Source organism: Saccharothrix tamanrassetensis, assembly GCF_014203665.1.
GTDB classification, from domain to species: Bacteria; Actinomycetota; Actinomycetes; order Mycobacteriales; family Pseudonocardiaceae; genus Actinosynnema; species Actinosynnema tamanrassetense.
In genome coordinates this window covers 865,663-888,712 of sequence record NZ_JACHJN010000002.1, presented here as the reverse complement: position 1 = coordinate 888,712, position 23,050 = coordinate 865,663, and the positions used below count along the sequence as shown (strand labels likewise).

At 71.4% G+C, this 23,050-nt stretch carries 18 protein-coding genes and 2 pseudogenes; 10 read left to right on the top strand and 10 right to left on the bottom strand.

Going from position 1 to position 23,050, the window contains the following annotated elements:
- Positions 1 to 182 precede the first annotated feature (182 nt).
- Positions 183 to 776, top strand: a complete 594-nt coding sequence (locus tag FHS29_RS09075; protein WP_184689950.1) for an SACE_7040 family transcriptional regulator — start codon at positions 183 to 185, stop codon at positions 774 to 776.
- A 160-nt stretch (positions 777 to 936) separates the two neighbouring features.
- Positions 937 to 3,120: a phospholipase A2 gene (locus tag FHS29_RS09070; RefSeq protein WP_184689948.1), complete on the top strand. Its 2,184-nt coding sequence runs from the start codon at positions 937 to 939 to the stop codon at positions 3,118 to 3,120.
- Here the strand turns inward: FHS29_RS09070 and FHS29_RS38460 are convergent.
- The 4 genes and pseudogenes from FHS29_RS38460 to FHS29_RS09050 form a co-directional block, all read right to left on the bottom strand.
- A pseudogene (locus tag FHS29_RS38460) lies at positions 3,091 to 3,894 on the bottom strand (acyltransferase family protein); the annotation flags it as partial. The gene FHS29_RS09070 and the pseudogene FHS29_RS38460 overlap by 30 nt on opposite strands.
- Positions 3,895 to 3,944: 50 nt before the next feature.
- Entirely contained in the window at positions 3,945 to 4,622 is a 678-nt protein-coding gene (locus FHS29_RS09060) for an alpha/beta hydrolase (RefSeq protein WP_184689944.1), read from the bottom strand.
- Positions 4,623 to 4,685: 63 nt separating this feature from the next.
- On the bottom strand, positions 4,686 to 5,333 hold the full coding sequence (locus FHS29_RS09055; protein ID WP_184689943.1) for a response regulator transcription factor: 648 nt from the start codon (positions 5,331 to 5,333) through the stop codon (positions 4,686 to 4,688).
- A complete protein-coding gene (locus tag FHS29_RS09050) occupies positions 5,330 to 6,454 on the bottom strand; it encodes a sensor histidine kinase (RefSeq protein ID WP_184689942.1) in 1,125 nt (374 codons plus the stop codon). The genes FHS29_RS09055 and FHS29_RS09050 overlap by 4 nt, the downstream gene beginning before the upstream one ends.
- A gap of 167 nt (positions 6,455 to 6,621) precedes the next feature.
- On the opposite strand from FHS29_RS09050, the gene FHS29_RS09045 reads away from it, so the two are divergent.
- Positions 6,622 to 7,122: a hypothetical protein gene (locus FHS29_RS09045; RefSeq protein WP_184689941.1), complete on the top strand. Its 501-nt coding sequence runs from the start codon at positions 6,622 to 6,624 to the stop codon at positions 7,120 to 7,122.
- A gap of 101 nt (positions 7,123 to 7,223) precedes the next feature.
- Positions 7,224 to 8,792, top strand: a complete 1,569-nt coding sequence (locus FHS29_RS09040) for a cellulose binding domain-containing protein (protein ID WP_184689940.1) — start codon at positions 7,224 to 7,226, stop codon at positions 8,790 to 8,792.
- A 719-nt stretch (positions 8,793 to 9,511) separates the two neighbouring features.
- On the opposite strand, the gene metX is transcribed toward FHS29_RS09040, so the two are convergent.
- Positions 9,512 to 10,651, bottom strand: a complete 1,140-nt coding sequence (gene metX / locus FHS29_RS09035) for a homoserine O-acetyltransferase MetX (protein ID WP_184690121.1) — start codon at positions 10,649 to 10,651, stop codon at positions 9,512 to 9,514.
- A gap of 14 nt (positions 10,652 to 10,665) precedes the next feature.
- Positions 10,666 to 11,964, bottom strand: a pseudogene (locus tag FHS29_RS09030) (bifunctional o-acetylhomoserine/o-acetylserine sulfhydrylase); the annotation flags it as partial.
- Between the two features lie 206 nt (positions 11,965 to 12,170).
- On the opposite strand from FHS29_RS09030, the gene FHS29_RS09025 reads away from it, so the two are divergent.
- Entirely contained in the window at positions 12,171 to 13,202 is a 1,032-nt protein-coding gene (locus FHS29_RS09025) for a Gfo/Idh/MocA family protein (protein ID WP_184689938.1), read from the top strand.
- 26 nt (positions 13,203 to 13,228) lie between these two features.
- Positions 13,229 to 14,773 carry an aklavinone 12-hydroxylase RdmE gene (rdmE, locus tag FHS29_RS09020; protein ID WP_184689936.1) on the top strand — a complete coding sequence of 515 codons (1,545 nt, stop codon included), beginning with the start codon at positions 13,229 to 13,231 and terminating at the stop codon, positions 14,771 to 14,773.
- 72 nt (positions 14,774 to 14,845) lie between these two features.
- Here the strand turns inward: rdmE and FHS29_RS09015 are convergent, their stop codons facing one another.
- On the bottom strand, positions 14,846 to 16,159 hold the full coding sequence (locus FHS29_RS09015) for an MFS transporter (protein WP_184689934.1): 1,314 nt from the start codon (positions 16,157 to 16,159) through the stop codon (positions 14,846 to 14,848).
- A gap of 105 nt (positions 16,160 to 16,264) precedes the next feature.
- Between FHS29_RS09015 and FHS29_RS09010 the strand changes: the two genes are divergently transcribed.
- The 4 genes from FHS29_RS09010 (at position 16,265) to FHS29_RS08995 (ending at position 20,313) form a co-directional block, all read left to right on the top strand.
- Positions 16,265 to 17,116, top strand: coding sequence for an SGNH/GDSL hydrolase family protein (locus FHS29_RS09010; RefSeq protein WP_184689932.1), 852 nt, complete (start codon positions 16,265 to 16,267; stop codon positions 17,114 to 17,116).
- Positions 17,117 to 17,178: 62 nt separating this feature from the next.
- A complete protein-coding gene (locus tag FHS29_RS09005; RefSeq protein ID WP_184689930.1) occupies positions 17,179 to 17,532 on the top strand; it encodes an SSI family serine proteinase inhibitor in 354 nt (117 codons plus the stop codon).
- 369 nt (positions 17,533 to 17,901) lie between these two features.
- Positions 17,902 to 19,818 carry an ABC1 kinase family protein gene (locus FHS29_RS09000; RefSeq protein ID WP_184689929.1) on the top strand — a complete coding sequence of 639 codons (1,917 nt, stop codon included), beginning with the start codon at positions 17,902 to 17,904 and terminating at the stop codon, positions 19,816 to 19,818.
- A gap of 9 nt (positions 19,819 to 19,827) precedes the next feature.
- Positions 19,828 to 20,313 carry a glutathione peroxidase gene (locus FHS29_RS08995; protein ID WP_184689927.1) on the top strand — a complete coding sequence of 162 codons (486 nt, stop codon included), beginning with the start codon at positions 19,828 to 19,830 and terminating at the stop codon, positions 20,311 to 20,313.
- A 53-nt stretch (positions 20,314 to 20,366) separates the two neighbouring features.
- On the opposite strand, the gene FHS29_RS08990 is transcribed toward FHS29_RS08995, so the two are convergent.
- From FHS29_RS08990 to FHS29_RS37630, 3 genes are read right to left on the bottom strand one after another with little or no spacing between them, the layout of a single operon-like run.
- Entirely contained in the window at positions 20,367 to 21,614 is a 1,248-nt protein-coding gene (locus tag FHS29_RS08990; protein ID WP_184689926.1) for a cytochrome P450, read from the bottom strand.
- 53 nt (positions 21,615 to 21,667) lie between these two features.
- Entirely contained in the window at positions 21,668 to 21,757 is a 90-nt protein-coding gene (locus FHS29_RS38655; RefSeq protein WP_459178535.1) for a hyalucidin A family RiPP precursor, read from the bottom strand.
- Positions 21,758 to 21,759: 2 nt separating this feature from the next.
- The gene (locus FHS29_RS37630; RefSeq protein ID WP_184689924.1) at positions 21,760 to 22,881 is read right to left on the bottom strand and encodes a cytochrome P450; all 1,122 of its coding nucleotides are present in this window, start codon (positions 22,879 to 22,881) and stop codon (positions 21,760 to 21,762) included.
- Between the last annotated feature and the right edge of the window lie 169 nt (positions 22,882 to 23,050).

The following is a 23,050-nucleotide window of genomic DNA, read 5'->3' as shown; positions in this document are numbered from 1 at the left end:
CCGCCCACAACTCATCCGGCACCAACCGCAACGCCAACCGATCGACCACAGCACAGATCATGACAGCAACACGATCACCACGTGAGACCAGCTCTAAGTGCGCGTTTCGCCCGACCGGCCGATGAGCACCCGGTGGCCGACCGGTTAACGCTCGTTCACGGCTGGTCGTCGACCCGATTAGGATGAGGCCCGTGTCAGCCGATGGTGTGAAGCAAACCCGCCGCGACCAGATCCTGGACGCGGCTGCCGAGCTGTTCGCCCGGCACGGCTTCCACGGGGTCGGCATCGACGACATCGGCGCCGCCGTCGGCATCTCCGGCCCGGCGCTCTACCGGCACTTCCGCAGCAAGGACGCGATGCTCGGGGAGATGCTCACGTCCATCTCCGAACGCCTGCTGGAAGGCGGCCTGACCAGGGTCTCCGCGTCCCCCGACGCCACCTCGGCGCTGCACGCACTGGTCCGCTGGCACGTCGACTTCGCCCTGGACGACCCGGCGCTGATCACCGTGCAGATGCGCAACCTGGCCAACCTCACCGACCCCGACCGCCGCCGGGTGCGCGCCCTCCAGCGGCGCTACGTGGAGGTCTGGGTGTCGACGTTGCGGGAGACCGTGGCGGTGGACGAGCCGACCGCCCGTGCCGCCGCCCACGCGGTCTTCGGGCTCATCAACTCCACACCGCACAGCGCCCACCTGGACCGTGACCAGATGGCCGCGCTGCTGACCCGCATGGCCCTGGCTTCGCTGACCACCGCGGGCGTGCTCGCCACCGCGTAGCGCGACCGGATCGCGCCGCGCGGCGCGGACGTGATCCGGACCGACGTCGGCACCTTCCCCTCGGATCCGCTCCACCGTCCGGCGGTAGGGGCAGGCCCCCGAACGCGGTGGGAGTGATCGGTTGGCGTAGCGCGTTGCCGATCCGTAACCTGGACTGCCAATGAGCGACGCCACGGTTTACAGCGTCAGCGGGTGGCCGGGTGTGCGGTTGTTGACCCGGTTGCCGGCTTGGTTCCGGGTCCTGGTGGTCGCGTTCGCGGTCTTCTTCTGCGGGGTGATCGCCTCCCGCCCGGCCGGGGCCGCCGACGACGCGCCGCTCACCGGGGACGTCGCGGTGGCCGCCGGGGCCGTCGAGACGATGGCGCGCCCCCAGGCGGGCGGCTCGCCGCTGCTCGCGTTCCCGGCCGACTTCAACCCGGTCACCGGGCGGTCCCCGGTGGTCGTCACCGCGCCGGACGGCACGACGCGCGCGATCGACCCGAACGGCGGGTGCTCCGGGCCGGCCGGGGACACCGAGTGGGACTTCGGTACCGGCTGCCGGGCGCACGACCTCGGCTACGACCTGCTCCGCTACGCCGAGCACAAAGGCCGCCCGCTGCCACCGGAAGCCCGCAAGTCGCTGGACGCCCGGCTTTCCGCCGACATGCACCGCCAGTGCGACCTCAACCCCCGCGACAGCGCCTCCCGGTGCCACGCCGTCGCCCAGCTCTACGCGGCCGGCCTGGAGTTCAACTCGTGGCGGCAGCGGTGGGGCCCGCCCGGTCACGAACCGGTGCTGGCCTGGGGTTTCGGCAGCGCCGTGGTGGTCTTCCTGATCATCGCCCGGCTGCCCCGGCGCCGGGTCGCACCGCCCGGCTCGGCCACCCCCGGCACGGGCGAGGAAGACCGGTACGCGGCATTCCTCCGGCTCGTCAGCCTCGGTCTGGTGGTCGTCGGGCAGTCGCTGCTGACCGTCCTGCACTGGGCCGGGGTGAGCGCGACCTGGCTGTGGCTGCTCACCTGGGCGTTGCAGACCATCCCCGTCTTCTACTTCGCGGGCGGCCACGCGAACCTGACCAGTTGGCTGGCGGTCAAGGCCGAAGGCGGCGGGTACGGCCGCTACCTGGTCAGCCGGATCAGCTGGCTGTTGCGACCGGTGCTGGCGTTCGTGCTGGCCTGGCTCGTGCTGCCGTTGCCGCTGGAGCTGCTGGACGTGCCGAAGACCCGGGTGGAGATGTTCGGCCGGCTCATCGCCCACCCGCTGTGGTTCCTCGGGCTCTACCTGGTCGCGGTCGCGGCGACGCCGGTCATGGCGTGGCTGCACCGCAACGCCCGCCTGGCCACGCCGGTCGTGCTGGTCGCCGTGATGATCCTGGTGGACGCGCTGCGGATCGGCTTCGCGTGGCGCACCGGCGGCTACCTCAACCTGGTGCTGGGTGCGCTGCTGCTGCAGCAGCTGGGCTTCTACTACGCCGACGGCAGCCTGCCGCGCGTCTCCCGCCGGGTGCTGGGCGCCCTCGCCCTGCTCACCGTGCCCGCGCTGCTCGCGCTCGTCACGCTCGGCGGCTACCCGCGCACGATGATGGCCGTGCCGGGCGAGCAGGGTTCCAACCTCAGCCCGCCCACGGTCTGCCTGCTCGTGCTGGGCCTCGGCCAGGTCTGCGCCGTCCTGCTGCTGCGCGAGCGGGTGTCAGCCTGGCTCACCGGACGCCGGCAGTGGCGGGTCGTGGACTACGCGCGCTCCGCGCCGATGACCGTCTACCTCGGCTACCTGACCGCGCTGGCCGCCGTGCTCGGCCTGCTCGGGCTGCCGGACGCGCCCGCCGCGTTCGACTGGGTGGTGTCCCGCCCTCGCTGGCCGGCCGTCCTGGTGCTCCTGCTGCTGCCCGTGCTGCTGGTGTTCCACCGCTTCGAGCGGACCGCCGCGCTGGTCCCCTGCCACGCCAGGGAGACCCACCGCACCCGGCTCGCCGCCACGCTCGGCGTCGGCTACGGCGTGCTGGGCGTGCTCGGCTTCGTCGTCACGGGCTTCGCGGGCGCGGCGGGCACCCTGGTGGTGTTCCAGGTCGACCCGTTGCAGAACCTCATCCACCTGCTGCTCGGCTGGTACCTGCTGCACACCGCCCGCGCCGGCACCTGCCACGGCCGGCGGGCGTGGCTGCTCACCGCGCTGGCCTGCGTGCCCCCGCTGCTCGCGCTGGAGCCGACCGGCGCCATGGTCGCCCTGCACGGCGCGACCATCGTCGTGGCGCTGCTGGCGGCGATACCCAAGCAGGACCAGGGTCACGCAGACGAACACGGGCAGCCAGGTGAGCCGTTCCAGCAGCCACAGGCCGTCGTCGGGCAGCGTGTGCAGGCCGGGTAGCCGGCCGAACGCCGCCCCCGCCAACGTCACCGCGAGCAGCGCGCTCTGGTGCACCAGGAAGATCGGCAGCGCGCGGGCGTTCAGGGCGCGGGCGCGGAACGTCGGCCGGATCAGCATCACCAGGCCGATCTGGGCGAACGCCAGCGCCAGCGCGGCCGGCGACGGCGGGAACAGGTTCGACTGCTCGGCACCCGGCACGCCCACGGCGCTCATCGGGTGGCCGTTCTGCACCAGCACCGCGAACGCCCCGGCCCCCAGCACCAGCAGCGCCGCACCCCACGAGCGCCGCTGCCCGTGCCGGGCCACCAGGACGCCGAGCTGCCACGGCGCCCACCACACCGCCAGCACGTTCACCCAGCCGAGGTCCAGGGCCACCAGGGCGATCGGGATCGCCAAGCCCCAGCCGCCGAGCCTGCGGAACAACGGGGTGAGGCCGAGCAGCACCACGTGCACGGCCAGGAACCACAGCGGTGTGACGACCAGGTGGCCGATCGTCATCACGGTCTGCTGGGGCAACCCGCGCAGTGACAGTCCGAAGAGGACGACGGCCCAACCACCGAGCAGCACCGCCACCGGCACGACCAACCGCCGGACCCGCCGCAGCCACGGTGTCGCCGACCGCGCCGCCGCGAAGCCGCCGGTGAAGAAGAACAGCCCCAGGGTCTGGAGCACCCAGCTGACCGGGGCCAGTCCGGGCAGCCACCGCAACGGGCTGTCCACCACGAACCCGGTGTCCACCAGCACCACCGACGTGACCAGCCAGTGGCCCGCCACCACGCCGCCGATCGCCAGCGCCCGGACCGCGTCGATCACCGGATCCCGCTTCACGGCGTGCCCCCTGTCGCGATCCGCGCCATGGCGTCCAGCGACGCCGTGCCGGGGTTGAAGTACTCGTCGTGCTTCCGAGCGGTCCCGGGGTCGAATACCCTCGCGCCGAAAGCGGGATCGACCGGGTCGGTGCCGTGCCCGAGGTCGGCGATCCGGACCTTGGGCACCCACCGGGTCCAGTCCTCGGCCCCGCGCGAGGCCCACACCCGTGCCTCCAGGTGGTCGGCCGAAGCGACCCGGACGCCGGGGCTGCCCACGAACACCATGTCCGCCACCGGGACCTCCGACAGCGCGCACACCACCGAGCCGTAGCTGTGGCACAGCAGGTGCACCTCACCGGGCAGGCCGCGGACGAACCGGCCCAGCGCCTGCGCCCCGGCACGGGCGAGCCGGCCGCCGGCCGCGTCCACCCCGACCCCCGACGGCGTCCGGTAGCCGAGCCACGCCACCACGGCGAGATCGTCCCGCCCGGCCCGGTCCTTCACCGCGCGGGCCATCCGCGCCACGGTGGCGTCGAACCGTTCACCGTCCACATCGGACCCCGGAACCACCACGGCCACGTGCCGCGCGTGCGTCAGGTCCCCGTACACCGCGACACGCTCCACCGGCTCCGGCGAACCGCCCGGCGTCACGAGCACCAGCAGCGCGGCCAGCGCCGCGATCGTCTTCCCCATGCCCGGAAAGCTAGGAAGACGACGCCCCTCGGATCATCACACCGGAGTCTCGGGAATCACCCCCTACCCCGGTACCACCAAGCCCGATTCGTAGGCCGCGATGACCGCCTGCGCCCGGTCCCGCACCTCCAGCTTCATCAGCACCCGGCTCACGTGCGTCTTGACCGTCTGCTCGGCCAGCACCAGGTGCGCGGCGATCTCGGTGTTCGACAGGCCGGTGGCGATCAGCCGCAACACCTCGGTCTCCCGATCGGTCAACGCGCCCAACCGGGCCGGTTTCACCGCGCGTGCCGGCTGCACCTTCACGAAGTCCTCGATCAGGCGCTTGGTCACCGACGGCGCGAGCAGTGCGTCACCCCGTGCCACGACCCGCACCGCGTCCAGCAACTCGCGCGCGGGCGCGTGCTTGAGCAGGAACCCGCTGGCCCCGGCGCGCAGCGCCTCGTACACGTAGTCGTCCAGGTCGAACGTGGTCAGCACCAGCACTTTCACCGGGTCGTCGGCCAGCAGCCGGGTCGCGGCGAGCCCGTCCATCTCCGGCATCCGGATGTCCATCAGCACCACGTCCGGCCGCAGGCTGCGCACCAGGGCCACCGCCGCCGCCCCGTCGCCCGCCGAGCCCACCACCGAGATGTCCGGCTGGGCGTCCAGCAGCGCCGAGAACCCCTCCCGCACCATCTCCTGGTCGTCCGCCACCAAGACCTCGATCAACGCTCCCCCAACGGAATCCGCGCCCGCACCGCGAACCCCCCGTCCTCAGTGGACGAGGCGTCCAGCGACCCGCCGTGCACCGCGACACGTTCCCCCATGCCGACCAGCCCGTGCCCACCGCCCCCTCCGGACGACGGCCCGCCCGCGCTGTTGCGCACGAACACCTCCAGCGCGTCGTCGACCAGCGACACCACCACGGACACCGACGACCCCGGCGCGTGCCGCCCGGCGTTCGTCAGCGCCTCCTGGACGACCCGGTACGCCGTCAGCCCCACCGCCGACGGCACCTCCACGTCGGCCACGGACGCCTGGGGGGCGAGCGCCCGGATGTCGGCCAGCCCCGGTTGGGGCGCGCGGTCCGCGCGCTGGTCGGTCGCCCGCAGCACGCCCAGCAGGCCCTGCATGTCGGTGATCGCCGCCCGCGCCGCGTCACCCAGCTCGGCGAATTCCCGCCGACCCTCCTCGGGCAGGCCGGCGATCCGGTAGGGCGCGGTCTCGCAGCGCACCGCCACCAGGGACATGTGGTGCGCGACCACGTCGTGCATCTCCCGCGCGATGCGGGCCCGTTCGACCAGGGCGGTCTTGGCGTCCCGTTCGGCGTGGAACCGCTGCTCGGCCCGGCCGCGCGAGCCGAAGGCGTACCCCAGCAGGAGGAACAGCATGAGGATGCCGGCGGTGGTCGGGAAGTAGTCGAGGTTTCCCATCGCGCCCACGAGGTACACGACTCCCGTGGTGATCAACGCGACCATGACCACGACCCGACCGCTGTGCAGCAGGCCCACGGCGACCAGCACCGGGAGATACCAGCACCACTGCCACTCCCCGAGCACACCCTCCTCGGACGTGAAAAGAACCCGCATCGCGATCAGACCCGCGGTGGCCAGCCGCCACGCGCTGAGCGTGGAGAACAGCATCAGCCCGAAGCTGCCGAGGACGATGCCGAACAGCAGCGGCCACCAGCCGTCCGGGTCTTCCTCCTGCACGTAGCCCGCCGAAACGCCGATGGCGATGATCAGCCCGTAGAGCAGCAGGGCGGCCTGCGCGTACCGGCGGAATCGGAACCCGCCGAAGACCCGCGTGAGGTCGGACAACATCACGACCTGGAGGAAAGTGCGGATCACGGACGTGATGCTAGGTGCCCGAACCGTGCGGCACATGCCACCACGGTGTGTCATACCGGGGTAGCACCCCGGTGATCGGTACGGCAAGCCGTTGCGGCACCCGAACGCCACCGGGTAGGCAATACGACAGAGCTGTGCGCCCCTACTCCGTGATGGAAGATGGCTGAATGCACCCGCAGCAGGATCCGGATCGCTGGGCACGGCTCACCGCCGTCGCCGGTGAGGCCTTGGCCGCCGCCAAGGTCGGGGAGGACGCTGTCGCGGTCGACCTGGTCACCGGCTACCTCAGCGGGTCGCCCGAGGGCAACGAGGAGATCCGGGAGCTGGTGCTGCTGCTGTTCTCCGAGTGCAGCGACATGGTCTCCGCGCTCGGGTCCGGTGGCGCGACCCCGGTCAAGATGCAGGTGTTCGACGAGGACGGACAGGAGGTCCCGATCGACGACGCGGACCCACCGGTCCGCACCGCGATCCGCACCCTGCTGGCCGAGGTCCACGGCGACCAGGAGGCGGCCGCCGAGCAGATCGAGATCGCGCTGGCCAACGGGCAGCCGCAGGAGCTGGCCACGGTGGTGCTCCAGGCGCTGCGCTGGACGGTGAAGCTGGCCCTGGAGTGCGAGGTGCGCGACCTGGCGGTGGCACCCTGGATCGAGGCCGCCCTGGACGAGTAGAACACCATCGACCGCGGCGGAGGGCCATTGACAACCGCTGTGGTCTAGACCAGTCTCCCCGGTGGGCGCGATTACCCTGCCAATCCGCCGAGGAGTCCCGCATGAAACCACGATTGGGCGCGCTGCTGGCGGCAAGCGCGCTGGCCATCGGATCTCTGGCGTTGTCGGTACCGGCCGCATCGGCCGCCCCCGGCGTCACCGCCACCTTCGCCAAGCCCCAGGACTGGGGCAGCGGCTTCGAGGGCAAGTTCACCATCAGCAACGGCGGCCCCGGTGCGGTCAGCACGTGGAAGGTCGAGTTCGACCTGCCCGCGGGCACCGCGATGGGGTCGTACTGGGATGCGTTGATCACCCGTACGGGCAACCACTACGTGGCGACCAACCGGGAGTACAACGGCAGCATCGCGAACGGCGCCACGCGCAGCTTCGGCTTCGTCGGCACCGGCGGCGGCCTGCCCGTCAACTGCACCGTCAACGGCGCCCCCTGCGCCGGCGGAGGCGGCGGCGGCGACAAGACGGCGCCCAGCGCGCCGGGCAACCTCCGCGCCACCGGCACCACCGCCAACTCGGTGGCGCTGGCCTGGGACGCGTCCACCGACAACGTGGGCGTCACCGGGTACGACGTCTACCGCGGCGCTTCCGTCGCGGCCACCGTCACGGGCACGACCGCAACCGTGTCCGGGCTCTCCCCGTCCACCGCCTACCAGTTCACCGTGCGGGCCAAGGACGCGGCGGGCAACACGTCCACCCCGTCCAACGAGGTCAGCGCGACCACCGGCCCCGGCGGCCCCGACCCGATCGCGGGCCGCGGCGCGCCGTACCTGTTCCTCGGCTGGGGCAACCCGCCCGCGCCGCAGACCGTGATGAACGCGACCGGCATCAAGTGGTTCACCATGGCGTTCGTGCTGGCCCAGGGCGGCTGCAACCCGGCGTGGGACGGCAACCGCCCGCTGACCGGCGGCATCGACGCCAACGCCATCAACCAGATCCGCGCGGCGGGCGGCGACATCGTCCCGTCGTTCGGCGGGTGGAGCGGCAACAAGCTCGGCCCGAACTGCTCGACCCCGCAACTGCTCGCCGGCGCGTACCAGAAGGTGATCGACGCGTACCGCCTCAAGGCGATCGACATCGACATCGAGAACACCGACGAGTTCGAGAACGCGGCGGTGCAGGACCGGATCCTGGAAGCCCTGAAGATCGTGAAGCAGAACAACCCGGGCATCCAGACCATCGTCACCATCCCGACCACGAAGACCGGCCCGAACTCCTGGGGCAACCGCCTGATCGAGCGCTCGCAGGCGATCGGGGCCAACATCGACGTGTTCACCTTGATGCCGTTCGACTTCGGCAGCACCGACATCAAGACGGACACCATCAACTCCACCACGGCGCTGAAGGACAAGCTGAAGGCGGTCTTCGGCTGGTCCGACGCGGTGGCGTTCAACCACTCGGGCATCTCCGGCATGAACGGCCTGTCCGACCAGCGCGAGACGACCACCACGGCCACCTGGACCCAACTGCGCGACTGGGCCAAGTCCAACGGCCTGGGCAGGTTCTCGTTCTGGGCGGTCAACCGCGACCGTGGCGGCTGCGACGGCCAGGTGTCGTCCAACTGCTCCGGTGTCCCGCAGCCCGACTGGGAGTTCACCCGGATCACCGCAGGCTTCTGACAGCCACTCACCACCACCACAACGGCCCCGCAGGCACCAGCTCCACGCCTGCGGGGCCTCCCCATTGCCATGCCCCCCGTCCCACGCACCCCCCGCGCTCAACCGACACCCGCCCCCGCCCCCGCCAACACCCGCCAACACCCGCCAGCCGCGCCCAGCCGCGCCCAGCCGCGCCCAGCCGCCCAGCCGCCCAGCCGCGCGCAGCGCACATCCCTGCCTAGCTGTGTGTCATCCCCGTATGGCCTGCGCGCAGCGAACCGCACTTGTCTTGGGAATGCAAGCACGCTTTTCGCTTGCATTCCCAAGACAAGTGCGGTTGTCTTTGACCAGGACATGCGGGGATGACGCACAGCCTGCTCGCATCTTTTATGCTTTGGTTTTATGGGATCCTTGGCGGCCTGCCCGTCCGGCGAGGACGCTTTTTTCTTTTCAGCGGCAGCGATCAGCGACTTGATCTGGATCGCTTTTAGCCCTCAGACTAGAACCAAGAGAAACGCTCGCCGCTTGGCAGACCTCCGGGGAGGAAAAACGGAAGGGCCTCGTGTTCTCCCCGCATGGCCTGTCAAAGACGACCACCCTTGGTCGGGGAGCGCAAGCGAAAAGCGTGCTTGCACTCCCCGACCAAGCGCGGTAGCCCTCCGGGCAGGCCATACGGGGAGAACACGAAGAGACGCGTGTGTGCGGAGCGCACGGCTTGAAGGTTGGCGTGGGTCCGGGTGTCAAGCGGGCAGGTCTGCCAGTAGTTCCGCGACCAGTGCTCCTACCTGTTCCACCTCGATCAAGAACCCGTCGTGACCGAAGTCCGACTTCACCACCCGCAGGTCCACGCCGACCCCGTCCGCGATCTCCGCCTGTTGGGGCAACGGGTAGAGGCGGTCCGAGTCGATGCCGGCCACGATGGTCCGAGCGGTCACCCGGGCCAGCGCGGCCCGCACCCCGCCGCGTCCGAGCCCGACGTCGTGGCCGTTCATGGCCTCGGTGAGCACCACGTAGCTCTCCGGGTCGAACCGTCGGATCAGCTTCTCCGCGTGGTGATCCAGATAAGACTCGACCGCGAACCGGCCGTCCGCCTGCCGCTCCCGGCCGAACCGGGCCGTCAACTCCGGTTCGCTCCGGTAGCTCAGGTGCGCGATCCGCCGAGCGACGCCCATCCCCGCGACCGGGTCCAGTCGGATCGCGTGCAGCTGTGCCGAAGCCAGTGCGATCTGCTCGGCCGTGCTCGCCGCCGGCGCGGCGAGCACCAGCAGCGACTTCACCCGGTCGGGAAGCGAAACCGCCCATTCCAGTGCGCGCATCCCGCCCATCGAGCCGCCGACCACGGCCGCCCACGCGTCGATCCCCAGCGCATCGGCCAGCAGGACCTCGGCCGCCACCTGGTCCCGCACCGAGATCCGGGGGAACCGCGCGCCCCACGGCCGTCCGTCGGGCGCCACCGACCAGGGCCCGGTGGTCCCCTGGCACCCGCCCAGCACGTTGGGCGCGACGACGAACCACCGCGCGGGGTCCAACGGCAGCCCGGGCCCGATCAGGCCGTCCCACCACCCCGGCGTCGGGTGGCCGGGCTCGACACCCCCGACCACGTGGCTGTCACCGGTCAGCGCGTGCAGCACCAGCACCGCGTTGGACCGCTCGGGGTTCAACGTTCCCCAGGTCTCGTAGGCGACCCGCACCGGCAGCCCCGGCGGCGGGCCACCCGAAGTCCCCGGCGCCTCCACCGCCGGCAGTCCCGGCAGCGGCAAGCCCGCCAGCACACCGTCGACCCACTCGCGACGACCGTTCGGGCCCCCCTCCCGCCACCCGCCGGCGGCGGGAGAGGTCTCCCCGACAGTGGACCCGGAACTCGTGGACCCGACGCTCACCGTGGACCCGTTGCTCACTGCACGGACTTGGCGGCCCGGAACCCCGCCTCCAGGTCCGCCTTGAGGTCCTCCAGCCCTTCGATGCCCACCGAGAGCCGCACCAGGCCCGGCGAGACGCCCGCGATCGCCTGCTCGTCCGGCGTGAGCTGGCTGTGCGTGGTGCTGGCCGGGTGCGCGATCAGGCTGCGCACGTCCCCGATGTTCACCAGGTGGCTGAACAGCTCGACGCCGTCCACGAACGCCCTGCCCGCCTCAGCGCCGCCACGCAGCTCGAACGACACCACCGCACCCGCGCCCAGCGGCAGGTACTTCTGCGCCAGCGAGTGCCAGCGCGACGACTGGAGGCCGGCGTAGTGCACCTTCTCCACCTCGTCGCGCGCCTCCAGCCACTCGGCCAGCGCCCGCGCGTTGGCCACGTGCCGGTCGATGCGCAACGACAGCGTCTCGATCCCCTGCAGGATCAGGAAGCTGGTCAACGGGGCGATCGCCGCGCCGGTGTCCCGCAGGCCCTGCACCCGCAGCTTCGCGGCGAACGCCCCGTGCCCCAGCACGGGCCAGTACTGCAACCCGTGGTAGCTGGGATCCGGCTCGTTGAAGTCGGGGAACCGCTCCGCGTCCCCGAAGTCGAACTTGCCGCCGTCGACGACCACGCCCGCGACCGCGGTGCCGTGGCCGCCGAGGTACTTGGTGGCCGAGTGCACGACGATGTCCGCACCGTGCTCCAGCGGCCGGAGCAGGTACGGGGTCGGCACGGTGTTGTCCACCACCAGCGGCACGCCCGCCTGGTGCGCGACCTCGGCCACCGCCTCGATGTCGAGCACGTTGCTGCGCGGGTTGGCGAGGGACTCGGCGAAGAACAGCTTGGTGTTGGGGCGCACGGCCGCGCGCCACTCCTCCAGGTCGTCCGGGTCGTCCACGAAGGACACCTCGATGCCGAGCTTGGGCAGCGTGTAGTGGAACAGGTTGTAGGTGCCCCCGTAGAGGGACGCGCTGGACACCAGGTGGTCACCCGCACGGGCGAGGTTCAGGATGGTCGCGGTCTCGGCGGCCTGGCCGGACGCGAAGGCCACCGCCGCCACGCCGCCTTCGAGCGCGGCGACCCGCTGTTCGAGCACGTCCTGGGTGGGGTTGTTGATGCGGGTGTAGATGTTGCCCGGCTCCGCGAGGCTGAACAACGCCGCACCGTGCGCCGTGTCCCGGAAGACGTACGAGGTGGTCTGGTAGATCGGGGTGGCGCGCGCTCCGGTGGCCGGGTCGGGGGACGCTCCGGAGTGAACCTGCTTGGTTTCGAAAGACCAGGACATGCTGGTGCTCCTGTCAAGGGCGGCAAGGGTTTTCGGGCACGACGAAGGGGGACGACGCGCAGAGGGGTGGGTCAGCCGAGACGACAGGCCATGCTGGTGACGCGCACGTAGTCCACGTGCCGCCGCGCCACCAGGAGACTCATGACGCTGAAGGTAGCGCTGGGTGACCGGTCGCGACAGGGCGTCCACGTCGTGGGAAGTTTATGGTCGCCACTATGCGCACCGCACTCATCGGCTACGGACTCGGCGGGTCCGCGTTCCACGCGCCGTTCATCGCCACCACCCCCGGCTTGACCCTGTCCGCCGTGGTCACCGCCAACGAGGAGCGCCAGGCGGAGGTGGCCTCGAAGTACCCCGGCACCGAGGTCGTCCCATCCCTCGACGACGTCCTGCGGCGCGCCGACGAGTTCGACCTCGCCGTGGTGACGACACCCAACCGGCACCACGCTTCGCACGCACGTTCGGCTCTGGAGCACGGCCTGAACACCGTCGTGGACAAGCCTTTCGCCGATTCCGCCGCCACCGCGCGCGCCCTCGCCGCCCTGGCCGCCGAACGGGGCGTCCGGGTGATCCCGTTCCACAACCGCCGCTGGGACGGCGACTTCCGCACCGTCCGCGCGCTCGTCGACGCGGGCACCCTCGGCGACGTCCACCGCTTCGAGTCCCGCTTCGAGCGCTGGCGACCGGAACCGAAGGACTCGTGGAAGGAATCCGGCGACCCCGCCGACCAGGGCAGCATCGTCTTCGACCTGGGCACCCACCTGATCGACCAGGCAGTGGCCCTGTTCGGCCGGCCGACCACCGTCTACGCCGAGGTCCGCACCCTCCGCCCGGACGCGAAGGCGCACGACGACGCGTTCCTCGCGCTCACCCACGCCAACGGCACCGTGTCACACCTCTGGGCGTCCGCGCTGGCCGCCGACCTCGGGCCGAGGTTCCGCGTCCTGGGCGACAAGGCGGCGTACGTGAAGCACGGCATGGACCCGCAGGAGGAGCTCCTGAAGGCCGGCGCGATCCCCGGCGGGACCGACTGGGGCGCGGACGCCGAGGAGTCCTGGGGAACCCTCTCCGGCACCTCCCCCCGAACCCCGGTCGAGACCGAACGCGGCGCTTACCAGGACTTCTACGCAGCCATCGCGGCAGGTCGGAGCCCCGTCCCGGTAGCCGACGCGATCGCCGGCCTGGAGGTCGTGGCAGCCGCCTTCGAGTCCGCCCGGACCCACCGCACGATTTCGCTTGCCAACTAAGTCTCTTAGACTCTAAGATTCATGCCATGAGAGAAGACAGGCGTGTCCAGGTACTGGTGGTGGGGGCGGGGCTCGGCGGACTGACTGCCACGCTCTTCCTCGCGCAGCAGGGCATCTCGGTGCTCGGCCTCGCGAAGCACTCCGGTACCTCCCCGCACCCCAGGGCGACCGGGCAGACCCACCGCACGATGGAGATCTTCCGCCGCGCCGGCGTGGCGGACGAGGTGCTGCGCGGCAGCGAGGGGGTGGCCGGCGGCATCGTGATCAAGGTGGCGGAAAGCCTGCGGGGCAAGGTCTTCCACACGATCGTGCACGAGGAGGACGAACTCGACCAAGGGCTGAGCCCGGAGCGGCTCGGCATGACCAGCCAGGACTTCGTCGAGCCGATCCTGCTGGCGAAGGCCCGCGAGCACGGGGCGGACGTGCGGTTCGGGCACGAGCTGAAGTCGTTCACCCAGGACGGTTCCGGTGTCACGGCACAGGTCCTGGACCGCGCGACCGGCGAGACGTTCCAGGTGTCGGCGGACTACCTGGTCGGGGCGGACGGCCACCGGTCGTTCGTGCGGGAGTCGCTCGGCATCCAGCGGCAGGGGCGCGGGCCGCTCGCGCACCACATCGGCGTCGTGTTCGACGCGGACATGGGCGACCGCATCGCGGCCGACAAGGGCACTCTGTTCTACCTCCAGAACCCGGCGTTCACCGGCGCGTTCATCATGACGAACACCGCACGCCGCAACGTGTTCACCGTCGAGTACCACCCGGAGAAGGGCGAGTCCCTGGCCGACTTCCCGCCGTCCCGTTGCACCGAGCTGCTGCGGATCGCCACGGACGTGCCCGAGCTGGAGCCGGACATCGTGGAGATCACGTCGTGGGAGATGGCGGCGTGGCTGAGCGACAGCTTCCGCGCCGGCCGGGTGTTCCTCGTCGGTGACGCGGCGAAGGTGACGCCCCCGACCGGCGGCATGGGCGGCAACACCGCCGTCGGCGACGGCTACGACATCGCGTGGAAACTCGCCGCCGTGCTGAAGGGTGAAGCGGGGCCGGGGTTGCTGGACAGCTACGAACCCGAGCGGCGACCGTTCGCGCGGTACGTCGTCGACGGTTCGTTCGCCAACTACGTGCAGCGCCTGGCACCGCACCTCGCGGGACCGGACGTGCCGGAGCTGGTGGACCCCACGCAACTGGTGTTCGGCTACCGCTGCCGTTCCAACGCCGTGCTGGCCGACGACACCGACCCTTCATTGCTGGAGAACCCGCTGGACCCCAGTGGTCGCCCCGGTTTCCGCGCGCCCCACGTGACCGTGACGCACGAGGGCGTCACCAAGTCCACCGTCGACCTGTTCCACGACTGGGCCCTGCTCACCCTCAACGAGGCGTGGTCGGGCACCCCGGTCGACACACCGGTCGTGACCGACCCGACCGGCGAACTGGCCAAGCGCTACGGCATCGGCGAGACCGGCGCCGCCCTCATCCGGCCGGACGGCGTGATCGCCTGGCGCACCACCGAAGTATCCGCCGACCCCGCCGCCACGGTCACCGAGGTCCTGGACCGCGTACTCGCCCGCACCTGACCGGTTCCCCACCGCAGAGCCGCCATCGCCCGACGATGGCGGCTCCGGGCGGTAGCGATGCCGGCCGCGCCTTCACTGCGCGAAGGGCTCCGCACCGCTCCTCGAGTCCCCTGTGGACGGTTGACGACGGAGGGTTTCACCGATCGCCAGCAACGACACCGCGCTGACCAACGCCCCGAAGATCAGGTACACCGACACCGGCCAGGACCCCTGGCCCAGTCCCAACAGCCACACCGCGATCAACGGCGACAGCCCGCCGCCGAGCACCGCGCCCAACTGGTAGCTCAACGACACCCCGCTGTACCGCACCCGCGTGCCGAACAGCTCCGCGTAGTAGGCGGGCATGGGTCCGAACAGGGCGGCCGACCCGGCGAACCCGATGACCATCCCGACCAGCACCAACACCGGTGAACGGGTCTCCAGCAACCAGAACAGCGGCAGCGCGAACACGCCGAGGAAGACCGCGCCGCCGAGCATCACCGGAAGCCGCCCCACGCGATCCGACAGCCGGGCGAACACCAGGATCGCCACCGCCTGTGCCGCCGCACCCACCAGCCCGGCGTTCAGCAAGGTCGACCGCGGCACCCCCAACTGCTTGTCGCCGTAAGAGACGACGAACGTGGCGAGCACGAAGATGAACATGTTGAACCCGAGGTTCACGCCCGCCCCGAGCAGCACCTTCCCCCACGACCGGCGCAGCACGTCGACGATGGGCAGCGGCAGCGCGCCCTTCTCGGCGCGCACCGCGCGGAACTCCGGGCTCTCCTCGACCGACAGCCGCACGTAGAGCCCGACGCCGACCAGCACCAGGCTGAACAGGAACGGCAGCCGCCAGCCCCACGACAGGAACGCGTCCCCGGAGACCGCCGTGGACGCGGCCATCGCCCCGTTCGCCAGCACCAGGCCGATCGGCGACCCCAGGAACGTCCAGCTGCCGTACCACGCCGTGCGGCCCGGCGGCGCGTGCTCGACCGCCATCAGGGTCGCCCCGCCCTGCTCGCCGCCGAGGAAGAACCCCTGCACGACCCTCAACACCACCAACAGGACCGGCGCGGCGATGCCGATCGAGTCGTACGTCGGCAGCACGCCGATCAGCACCGTGCACACGCCCGTCACGGTCAGCGTGAGCACGAGCATCGCCCGCCGCCCGATGCGGTCGCCGAAGTGGCCGATCACGACGCCGCCGAGCGGCCGGGCGAGGAACCCCGCGCCGAAGGTGGCGAACGCCAGCAGCGTGCCGATCCGGGGGTCGAAAGTCGGGAAGAACAGCTTGTCGAACACCAGCGCGGTCGCGGTTCCGTAGAGCAGGAAGTCGTACAGCTCCACCGCGTTGCCCGCGGAACTGGCCAGCGCGACCCTGCGCACACCAGAAGTCCGGTTCGCCATCCACCCACCCTGGTGCCCGGACCGGAGATGCGGTCTTGACAGTGAGCTACCTCACAGCCACCATCCGTACCGCCCGCTTACCCCGTGAGTCGAAGAAGGTCGCCGATGACCGTCCGCCTCGCCGCGCTGCTCGCCCTGCTCGCCGCTTTCCTGGTACCGACCACCGCTTCCGCCGCGCCGCAGCACCAGCGCTACGTCGCCCTCGGCGACTCGTACGCGTCCGGCCCGTTCATCCCCGCCCAACGCGCCGATCCGTTGGGCTGCTTCCGTTCCACGCGCAACTACGCGTCGCTGGTGGCGGCGGAACTCGGCGTCGACGAGTTCGCCGACGTCTCGTGCGGCGGCGCGACGACCGAGGACATGACCGCCCCGCAGGAGGTGCTGTTCGGCCCGAACCCGCCGCAGTTCAGCGCCCTGACCGAGGACACCGACCTGGTGACCGTCACCATCGGCGGCAACGACATCGGGTTCGGCGAGATCATCCTGACGTGCGCGCGGGAGAGCCTGCGCGCACCACTGGGCGCACCGTGCCGGCAGCACTACACGGCCGGCGGGACGGACGTGCTGGCCGCCCGGATCGCCGCCGCCGCGCCGAAGGTCGCCGCTGTGCTGCAGGGGATCAAGCAGCGGTCACCGAACGCGGAAGTCGTCGTCGTCGGGTACCTGCGCATCCTGCCGCCGGCCGGCGGGTGCTGGCCGGTGGTGCCGATCGCGGTGGGCGACGTGCCCTACCTGGACGCCACCCAGCGCTCCCTGAACGCCATGATCGGCGCCCAAGCGTCGGCCGACGGCGCGACGTTCGTCGACCCGTACCCGAGCAGCCTCGGCCGGGACGTGTGCGCGCTGCCCGGCGTGAAGTGGGTGGAGGGCCTGGTCCCCACCGCGCCGGCGTTCCCCGTGCACCCCAACGCCGCCGGGATGCGGGCGGTGGCCGATCTGGTGGTGCGATCCGTTTGAGAGATCACACGATGTAGTGACATGGCTGGAGGACGTGGTGCCGTGCGGGCCAGGGTGGGCGCATGGCACCACTCCCCCTACTCGCGGCCATCGCCGCGCTCATCCCGGTTTTCGCCGTTCCGGAGTCCGGGTTCGCGCTGAGCGTGACCCACCGCGACTCGGTCCGGCTGATGAACCTGACCTGCGGACCGACCGGCGGCAGCCACCCCAGGGCCGCCGAGGCGTGCGACGCGCTGTCGCCCGTGGACGGCGAGATCTCCAACCTGGCAACGGAAACGGCGGTCTGCACGCTGGAGTACGACCCGGTCAAGGTGTCCGCCACCGGCACGTGGCGCGGCGAGACGCGGGAGTTCGCCGCCGAGTTCCCCAACCCGTGCGCGATGCACGCCGACACGGGACCGGTGTTCGACTTCTGACGGTCGGGCCCGGTCGGGAAGTCGCACGTCCCGCCGGCCGGGCCGGAGCGGACCCGCGAGCGGCACCGACGACCCGAACTGCCGGAACTCCACGGCACCGCCGCCGAAGCCGTGGCCACCGCCAGGGCCTCGAAGTGGGCGCGCCCCGTTTCCGGTCGAACCCTCGGACCTGTCGGCCGAACCGTGGAGACACCGCCCACCAGCGTCGATACCGTCCACGTCGCTGAACTGGACCGCTGGAAACGCTTCCCGAAGACCCCCACCCCCTGCGGACGGGACGGGTCGCCCGAGTGACCCGATCTCTTCCTCCGGATCGCCTGTCTCAGCCGGGCCGATCTATCCTCCGCCCGAACGGGTTGGGGGAGACACATGGGCGATTTCCTGGTCTACGCGGTCGGCGTGCCGCTGACGTTCCTGGCGCTGATCCTGGGCATCGCGCTGGCCGCGCGGCGCATCCTCGGGCTGCGCGTCGGGCTGGTGCGCACCGCGCTGGCGTGCATGCTGGGCCTGTCGGTGACGGCGAGCGTGCTCAGCGAGATGCCCGGACCGGACACCACGGGCGCGCTGGGCACCGTCCAGCTCGGCATCGCGCTGCTGGTGATGATCGCGCTGCTGACGTTCGCCGAGATCATCGTGCCCACCGGGTCCGTGCCGCCGCCGACCGAGTGGTGGCGCGCGCTCCGCAGCCGGATCGCGCGCGGCCGGAGGTACTCGCGGATCACCGCCATCGCGTTCCGGCACGGCCTCGGGCCGTACCTGCGCGGGCGGGAGCGCACCGACACCCGCCTCGCGCGGTCGCTGCGGCTCGCGCTGGAGGAGGGCGGGGTCACCTTCGTCAAGCTCGGCCAGGTGCTGTCCACCCGGCCGGACCTGCTGCCGCCCGACGTGGTGGACGAGCTGACCCTGTTGCAGGACAACGTGCCCGCCGCGCCGTGGCCGTCCGTGCGGGAGGTGCTGGTGGCCGAACTCGGCTCGCCCGAGGAGGTGTTCGCCGAGTTCGACGAGACGCCGATCGCGGCCGCGTCCGTGGCGCAGGTGCACCGGGCACGGCTGAAGTCCGGCGAGGACGTCGTGGTGAAGGTGCAGCGGCCCGGCGTGCGGCGGGTCGCCGAGGGCGACCTGGACATCGTGAGCCGGCTGGCGTCGTCCCTGCACGACCGGACGCGGTGGGGCAAGGCGATCGGCGTGAAGGACCTCGCGGCCGGCTTCTCCGGCGCGCTGCGCGAAGAACTCGACTTCCGGGTGGAGGCGCGCAACCTGGCGGCCGTGCGCGCGGCGTCGACGGAGACCAGCGTCGTGCTGCCGAAGGTGTACGAGGACCTCTGCACGTCAAGGGTCCTGGTGATGGAACGGCTCGACGGCGTGCCGGTGCGGTCGGCGACGTTGGAGTCCGCGGACCGCGACGCGCTGGCCCGATCCCTGCTGGACGTGCTGCTGCGCCAGGTGATGCTCAACGGCGTGTTCCACGCGGACCCTCATCCGGGGAACATCCTGCTGCTGCACGACGGCCGGCTCGGCATGCTGGACTTCGGCTCGGTCGGCCGGATCGACGCGCAGCTGCGCTCCGCGCTGGGCAAGCTGCTGCTCGCCATCGACCACGGCGACCCGGCCGGGCTGCGGGACTCGTTGCTGGAACTGGTGTCGCGGCCCGACGACATCGACGAGCAGCAACTGGAACGGGCGCTCGGCCAGTTCATGGCACGGCACCTGGGCGCCGGGATGCGGCCGGACGTCGACATGTTCGGCGACCTGTTCAAGCTGGTGTACCGGTACGGGTTGAGCATCCCGCCGGAGATCGCCGCGGTGTTCCGGGCGCTGGCCACCGCGGAGGGGACGCTGGGCGCGCTGTCGCCGGGGTTCAACATCGTGGTCGAGTCGCGGGCGTTCGCGGACAAGCAGTTCAGCGAGCGCCTCACCCCGGAGTCGCTGCGCCGCACCGTGACCGAGGAGCTGTACTCGATGCTGCCGATGGTCAAGCGGCTGCCGCGCCGGATCGAGCGGATCTCCAGCGCGTTGGAGCAGGGCCGGCTCAGCGTGGGCATCCGCCTGTTCGCCGACGAGCGCGACCGGCACTTCCTGGTCGGCATCCTGCACCAGGTCATGCTGACCGTGCTGGGGGCGACGGCCGGCGTGATGGCCGTGCTGCTGCTCGGCGCGGACGGCGGACCCCAGGTCGGCCCGGACATCTCGCTGTACCACGTGTTCGGCTACAACCTGCTGGTGATCAGCGTGCTGCTGGGGCTGCGGGTGGTCGTCGCCGTCTTCCGGCCGGGGAACGGCACGTAGGCTGGCGGCATGAGCATCCACGACATCCCCGTGCACACCCTGTCCGGCGAGCCGAGCAGCCTGGGATCGTTGCGCGGCAAGGCGTTGCTGGTGGTCAACGTCGCCTCGCGGTGCGGCCTCACGCCGCAGTACGCGGGTCTGGAGCGGCTCCAGGAGCGGTACGGCGCCGCCGGCTTCTCGGTGGTCGGCTTCCCGTGCAACCAGTTCGCGGGCCAGGAGCCGGGCACCGCCGAGGAGATCGCCGCGTTCTGCTCGGCCACCTACGGCGTGACGTTCCCGCTGTTCGAGAAGGTCGACGTCAACGGCCCCGACCGCCACCCGCTGTACGCGGAGCTGGTCTCCCACCCGGACGCCGAGGGCGAGGCCGGCGACGTGAAGTGGAACTTCGAGAAGTTCCTGGTCGCGCCCTCCGGCGAGGTCGTGGCCCGCTTCCGGCCGGCGACCGACCCCGAGGACGAGTCGGTGGTGAAGGCGATCGAAGCCGTCCTCCCCTAGGACGTGCCCGGAGATGCGGTCCGGCAGATGTCGGTGCGGCAGATGTCGGTGCGCTACGTGGCATCGGCCGCGGCGGGTCCGCGAGGGCGGACCCACCCGTCGAAGTCCAAGGGTCGCGGCACGGCCCCCAGGGAGACCCGGGCGGCATCGGGCGCACGCAGCTCCAGCCGGAACCGGGTGCACAGCAGCTGGGCCAGCAGCACCAACTGGACGCTCCCCAGCCCGGCGCCGATGCAGGCGGTGGGCGCCCACCCGAACGGCACGTAGTAGTGCCCGCCGGGCGGGCGACGGGCCGCCCCGGCCGACCACCGGTCCGGGTCGAACGTGTCCGGGTCGGACCAGTGCCGCTCATCGTGGTTGACCAGGTAAGGGCTCACCAGGTAGTGCTGGCCCACTGCGAGCCGGTGGGCGCGAACCGTCAGCGGCACCCGGGCGCTGCGGGTCATCAGCAGCGGGGCCGACCACATCCGCAGGACCTCTTTCACGAACCGGTGCGCGATCGGCGCGGACCTGGTGCCGGACCGGTACAGCCGCTCGACGGAACCGGCCGCGAACTCCTCCGCCAGGGTGGCCGCCCACTCGGGGCGTTTCGCCAGTTCGTACATCAGGCAGCCGGCCACCGCGCCCGGTGGCCCGGCGATCGCGGTCAGGACCGTCGTCACCGCCTCCAGCGCCCGGTCCGGGCCGAGGGCGGGCAGCAACCGGTCCACGATGGGCTGGGTGAGGTCGGTGCGGGTGCGCCCGCCACGCGCCCGGCGGCGGATCTCCTTGCGCACGACCCGACCGGTGTGCGCCTGGGCGACGACGGCCTGCCACTGCTGCCGGCGGGTCTGACCACCGGGGCCCGCGTCCAGCCGGGTCAGCTTCGCGATCGCGTCGCGAGCGAGCCAAGCCTGATCCGAAGTGGACAGTCCGTCGAGCACCACGGGGACCAGGGCGCGGAACATCACCTCGTGTGCCAGCCACGCGAAATCCACGTGCTGGTCCCGGCGGTCGTCCAGCACCGCGGCCATGCGGTCGGCCAGTGCGCGCAGGTGGCCCTCCTCGCCGAGCACCCGCATCTGGGACAGCCACAGCGAACGCACCTGCCGCCACGACACGACCGGGCTGCGGCGCCCGCGGATCTGGTCGACGAACCGGTCGGGCAGCGTCAGGTCGGCGAAGTTCTCGGCGTTGGCTCGGCTCGCCGCGTCGGCGTCGAACACCATCAACCGCCGGTCGCCGTGCCAGAACACCCCGTCGTGCTCGGCGTCGGGGCCACGCAGGTCCGCCAACAGGTCCGGGTCGTCGGGACCGGTCATCATGTGTCCCCCAACGGTGGGGAGCGTGTGGCCACGCTCCCCACCTGCGCCGATCAGATGTGGTGGTACAAGTACCAGCGGTACTCGGCATCACTCTTGCGGATGTTGAGCGCCACCAGCGCGGCGTGGATGATCTTCGACATGTTCACCTCCCTCCACCCGTGCGGGAACCGTTCGTGCGGAGGGTGAAGTCCGGTGGTGCGAGCGCGGCCGCGACGTGTGGCCGGTGCCGGTGGGCCTCGACCCGCCACCGCTCGGCCGGCGGCAGCAGCCGCAAAACGTCCTCGACCAGCTGGACGGCGAAGCCCGCCGCCACGCAGGCGTGGGTGCCCCAGCCGAACGGGATGAACGCCTCCGTGCCGCCCCGCGGCGGGCCGGCCGACCACCGCTCCGGGCGGAACTCGTCGGGGTCGGGCCAGAAGCGGCTGTCCCGGTGCACGAGGTAGCTGCACACCACCACCTCGTCGGACGTCGTGACCTCGGTTCCGGCCAGCCGGTGGGGCTCGGCGGGAGAGCGGCCGAAGTTCCAGGCCACCGGCCACAGCCGCAACGCCTCGCGCACCACACCGGCCAGGTCTCCGCGCGCTTCGGGTTCGCTGCCCAGCAGGTACACCGACCAGCCCAGCAGGAACCCCGTCGAGCCCGTGACCGCGAACAGGAAGGACAGGAACACCTCCGCCAGCTGCACCAGCACCGTGCGCGGGGCGCCGTCCGGCGCGGCGGCGGCGAGGACGTCCAGCAGGTCGGCCGGCGCCCGCACGTCCCGGGTGCGCCGGCGGGACAGCTCGGCGACCAGTGCGCGGCGGATCCTGCTCCGCAGCACGGCCCGCGACAGCACCGACCGGCGGTCTCGCGCGCCGGCCAGCACCGCGTGCCGGACCACTTGGTCGACGAGCCCGCGCAGCTTGCCCTCCGGCACCAGCACGTCCCGGAAACACTTGTACAGCAACAGGTTTCCCGCGTCCGGCCATCGGCTGTCCGGCCCGATCTCCCGCTCGACGGTCGCCGCCAACCGGCTCGACCGGGCGGTCCAGTGATCGCGCAGCAGGTTCCGCGCCACCCGGCCGATCTCCTGCTGCGTCGAACGCGGCCCGAGGAGGCCCTTGCCGGTCTGGAAGAAGTCCGAGTGCTCCCGGTAACGCGACCCGGTGTTGGCCAGAACGGCTTTCGCCTCAGCGGGTTCGCCCACGTAGAGCACGCCCGGCCCGCGCTGGAAGATCGGCCCGTGACGGGCACGAAGGTCGTCGAGCGTCTCAAGTTCGTCCACTTGCTCGCCCCGCCTGGCCGGTTTCCACGGACCACAGCAGCTTCACGCTGTGCGTGCCGTCAGGGCAAGCCACCGAATGGCCGGGCGACTCCCGAGACAGCTTGGAATCCGTTACTCCAGCGGTAGATCGTGATCCTGCTGCCGGAGGCCGGTGACCTGGGTGCGAGCC

Coding starts and splice junctions, on each gene's coding strand:
- FHS29_RS09075 (WP_184689950.1), top strand. CDS start 183: ATGAGGCCCGTGTCAGCCGATGGTGTGAAGCAAACCCGCCGCGACCAG.
- FHS29_RS09070 (WP_184689948.1), top strand. CDS start 937: ATGAGCGACGCCACGGTTTACAGCGTCAGCGGGTGGCCGGGTGTGCGG.
- FHS29_RS09060 (WP_184689944.1), bottom strand. CDS start 4,622: ATGGGGAAGACGATCGCGGCGCTGGCCGCGCTGCTGGTGCTCGTGACG.
- FHS29_RS09045 (WP_184689941.1), top strand. CDS start 6,622: ATGCACCCGCAGCAGGATCCGGATCGCTGGGCACGGCTCACCGCCGTC.
- FHS29_RS09040 (WP_184689940.1), top strand. CDS start 7,224: ATGAAACCACGATTGGGCGCGCTGCTGGCGGCAAGCGCGCTGGCCATC.
- FHS29_RS09025 (WP_184689938.1), top strand. CDS start 12,171: ATGCGCACCGCACTCATCGGCTACGGACTCGGCGGGTCCGCGTTCCAC.
- rdmE (WP_184689936.1), top strand. CDS start 13,229: ATGAGAGAAGACAGGCGTGTCCAGGTACTGGTGGTGGGGGCGGGGCTC.
- FHS29_RS09015 (WP_184689934.1), bottom strand. CDS start 16,159: ATGGCGAACCGGACTTCTGGTGTGCGCAGGGTCGCGCTGGCCAGTTCC.
- FHS29_RS09010 (WP_184689932.1), top strand. CDS start 16,265: ATGACCGTCCGCCTCGCCGCGCTGCTCGCCCTGCTCGCCGCTTTCCTG.
- FHS29_RS09005 (WP_184689930.1), top strand. CDS start 17,179: ATGGCACCACTCCCCCTACTCGCGGCCATCGCCGCGCTCATCCCGGTT.
- FHS29_RS09000 (WP_184689929.1), top strand. CDS start 17,902: ATGGGCGATTTCCTGGTCTACGCGGTCGGCGTGCCGCTGACGTTCCTG.
- FHS29_RS08995 (WP_184689927.1), top strand. CDS start 19,828: ATGAGCATCCACGACATCCCCGTGCACACCCTGTCCGGCGAGCCGAGC.
- FHS29_RS08990 (WP_184689926.1), bottom strand. CDS start 21,614: ATGACCGGTCCCGACGACCCGGACCTGTTGGCGGACCTGCGTGGCCCC.
- FHS29_RS38655 (WP_459178535.1), bottom strand. CDS start 21,757: ATGTCGAAGATCATCCACGCCGCGCTGGTGGCGCTCAACATCCGCAAG.